Annotated in this window: 4 protein-coding genes; 1 reads left to right on the plus strand and 3 read right to left on the minus strand. The window is 65.0% G+C overall.

Features of this window, described 5'->3' with window-relative positions; genetic code table 11:
* The coding region (locus EOA85_RS31070) for a thymidine phosphorylase (RefSeq protein ID WP_127212281.1) at window positions 1-904 on the plus strand (904 nt) is incomplete at its 5' end.
* A 76-nt stretch (window positions 905-980) separates the two neighbouring features.
* On the opposite strand, the gene EOA85_RS31075 is transcribed toward EOA85_RS31070, so the two are convergent.
* The 3 genes from EOA85_RS31075 to add form a co-directional block, all read right to left on the minus strand.
* Window positions 981-1,544, minus strand: a complete 564-nt coding sequence (locus tag EOA85_RS31075) for a TIGR02281 family clan AA aspartic protease (RefSeq protein ID WP_127212282.1) — start codon at window positions 1,542-1,544, stop codon at window positions 981-983.
* A 107-nt stretch (window positions 1,545-1,651) separates the two neighbouring features.
* On the minus strand, window positions 1,652-2,281 hold the full coding sequence (gene upp, locus EOA85_RS31080; protein ID WP_127212283.1) for a uracil phosphoribosyltransferase: 630 nt from the start codon (window positions 2,279-2,281) through the stop codon (window positions 1,652-1,654).
* 105 nt (window positions 2,282-2,386) lie between these two features.
* Window positions 2,387-3,143, minus strand: a 757-nt coding sequence (gene add, locus EOA85_RS31085) for an adenosine deaminase (RefSeq protein ID WP_127212284.1), incomplete at its 5' end; no start/stop codon positions are given.

Here is a 3,143-nt window from a genome sequence, read left to right on the forward strand (position 1 = left end):
CCGCAAGGCGGTGCTCGAGGCCGGCTGCCCCATCATCGGCCAGACCGCCGATCTCGCGCCCGCCGACCGCCGGCTCTATGCGATCCGCGACGTGACGGGAACCGTCGAATCGGTGCCGCTGATCACCGCCTCGATCCTGTCGAAGAAGCTGGCCGCCGGCCTGCAGTCGCTGGTGCTCGACGTAAAGGTCGGCAACGGCGCCTTCATGGAAAAGTCGCGCGACGCAACAACGCTGGCGAACAGCCTGGTAGAAGTCGCCAATGGCGCAGGACTGAAGACCTCAGCACTGGTCACCGGCATGAACGAGCCGCTGGCGTCGGCAGCCGGCAACGCGGTCGAGGTGCGCAACGCCGTCGATTTTCTCACCGGCCGCTTCCGCGACCGGCGCCTGGAGGATGTGACGCTGGCATTGGCCGCAGACATGCTGCAGTCTGCCGGGCTGGTGTCGTCCAACCAGGATGGCATGCGGCGCGCCGCCGAGACGCTTGCCGGCGGCGGTGCCGCCGCCGTCTTCGCGCGCATGGTGGCGGCGCTCGGCGGCCCCGCAGATTTCGTCGAGAATCCGGAAAAATACCTGCCGAAGGCGACGACTGAATTTGCGGTCAAGGCGACCGAACACGGCTTCGTCACCGGCATCGCGACCCGCGACATTGGGCTCGCCGTCGTCGGGCTTGGCGGGGGGCGCATACGGCCGGACGACAGGATCGATCATGCGGTCGGCATCACCCGGCTGTTGCCGGTCGGCGCGGAGGTGCGCCCCGGTGAGGCGCTGGCGCTGGTCCATGCCCGCAATCCCACGGATGCCGAAGCGGCCGCGGCCGCCGTGCTTTCGGCCTATGCGATCGGTGCTTCGAAGCCGCCCGCGGAAAAAACCGTCATCCGGCGGATCCTGCCGCGCGGGTGATCCGTCAGCAAGGCTCTACCTTCTTGTTGGACGATGATCGTTCCGAGAACCGGTTTCACTTTTCCGGGATCTTGGTTCACTGGATGAGCAGCAGCGCGCCGTTCTCGACCTGGTACTTTTCAAGCCGCTGGAGAAAGCTCAGACCGATCAGGTTGGTGCGCAGCGCCTTGTCGTCGAGCACCACCGCCTGGACGCCGTCGACCGTGATCTTGCCGATCTGCAGCCGATCGATGGTCGCCAGGGCAGCCCTGATCGCGCCGTTGGCGGTGTTTACCTCGTGCTTGAAGTCGGACACGTTCAGCGAGATGCCAATCCTGCGCGCCGTCGAACTGTTGATGGCCACGAGCGTTGCGCCGGTGTCGATCATGCCGTCGACCGTTCGACCGTTGAGCCTGAACGCCGACGTGAAATGCCCGCGCGCGTCAGCGGCGACCACGACCTTGCGGCCGAGCGGCCGCGGCGTCGCCGGTCTATCCGGAACCGTGGCCAGATTCAGATCCGTTTGCGTTTCGACTGCCGGCCTGGTACCGACCGCCGATTTCAGCAGGCCATCGAGCATCTGCGGATTCGACTGATAGAGGATCGGGAACGACGCCGATGCTACGGCGAGCATGCCAAGGATGATAAGATTGCGCAGCATGGACCGGCCTTCGTGAAGGCCCATGCTTATCGCGGCATGGTGTTTGCCGCTTTAACAGATGCGGAAAGCGGCCGTTTGCGTAAACGATCGGTAAACGAGTGGCACGGTCATTTGGTCCCGTACATGCGGTCTCCGGCGTCGCCGAGGCCCGGCATGATATAGCCTTTCTCGTTGAGCTGGCGGTCGATGGAAGCGGTGAAGACCGGAACATCGGGATGCGCCTTGATGAAGCGCTCGAGGCCTTCGGGGGCAGCCAACAGGCAAAGGAAGCGGATGCTGGTGGCGCCGCGCCCTTTCAGCTTGTCGATCGCCGCGATCGCCGAATTGGCGGTCGCCAGCATCGGATCGACGACGATCACCAACCGGTCGGCGAGATCGCTCGGCGCCTTAAAGAAATACTCGACCGCTTCCAGCGTTTCGTGGTCACGGTAGAGACCGATATGTGCGACGCGCGCCGCCGGCACCAGGTCGAGCAGGCCTTCGAGCAAGCCGTTGCCGGCGCGCAGCACCGAGGCGAAGACCAGCTTCTTGCCTTCCAGCGTCGGCGCTTCCATCGTCTCGATCGGCGTTTCGATCGTCGTCGTCGTCAGCTCGAGATTGCGAGTGACCTCGTAGCCGAGAAGCAGCGAGATCTCGCGCAGCAGCCGCCGGAAGCCGGCCGTCGAGGTTTCCTTCTTGCGCATGATGGTCAGCTTGTGCTGGACAAGCGGGTGGTCGACGACGGTGACGCCCTGCATGGTATTCTCCTGAAATCCCGGCTGCCTACGCGAACCCTAGCGACAATGCGCCGGCCAAGGAACCGCCTGCTGCCGCCGACCACAGCTTTTGCCGAAAAAAGAGAGTTAGCGGGCGGCGCTGTTGAGGCGGGTGAGAAGCGCTGTCCTGGTCTTCTTGTCGACAAAGGCGGCCTCGATGGCGGTTCTGGTGACGGCGGCGAGCGCCTTGTCGTTCATCGAAAAATGCTCGGCGGCAATGTCGTATTCGCGCTTCAGCGACGTCCAGAAATAGGGCGGATCGTCGGAGTTTAGCGTCACCTTGCAGCCTGCCGCCTGCAGTGCCGGAAAAGGGTGATCGGCGAAACTGTCGAAGACCTTCAGCGCGACGTTGGAACTGGGACAGCATTCGAGTACGACGCCTTCGTCGGCGATGCGCCGGACAATGTCGGGGTTCTCGACGGCGCGCACGCCATGGCCGATGCGGGCGGGGCGGATGTGATCGAGTGCGGCCTCGACGCTCTCCCAGCCCATCAGTTCGCCGGCATGGACGGTGATGCCGAGGCCGGCCTCCCGCGCGATTTCGAAGGCCCTGACATAATCCTCCAGATCGCCCATCCGCTCGTCGCCGGCGACGCCGAAGCCGGTGACCAGCGGATGCCCGCAGCGGGCCGCGAAGCGCGCCGCCTGCTCGATCGATTCGACGCCGGTATTGCGCACGCCGGTGACGATCATGCGGCCCTCGATGCCGGTCTTGGCCTTGGCGCGCGCGATGCCTTCGCCGAGCGCGTCCGTATAGGCCTTGGGCGACAGGCCGGCCTTGCCGGCGTGGTCCGGCGAGGTGAAGATCTCGGAATAGATGGCGCCGTCGCGGGCGAGGCTGGTC

It is taken from the genome of Mesorhizobium sp. M5C.F.Ca.IN.020.29.1.1 (assembly GCF_003997375.1).
Taxonomy (GTDB): Bacteria; Pseudomonadota; Alphaproteobacteria; order Rhizobiales; family Rhizobiaceae; genus Mesorhizobium; species Mesorhizobium wenxiniae.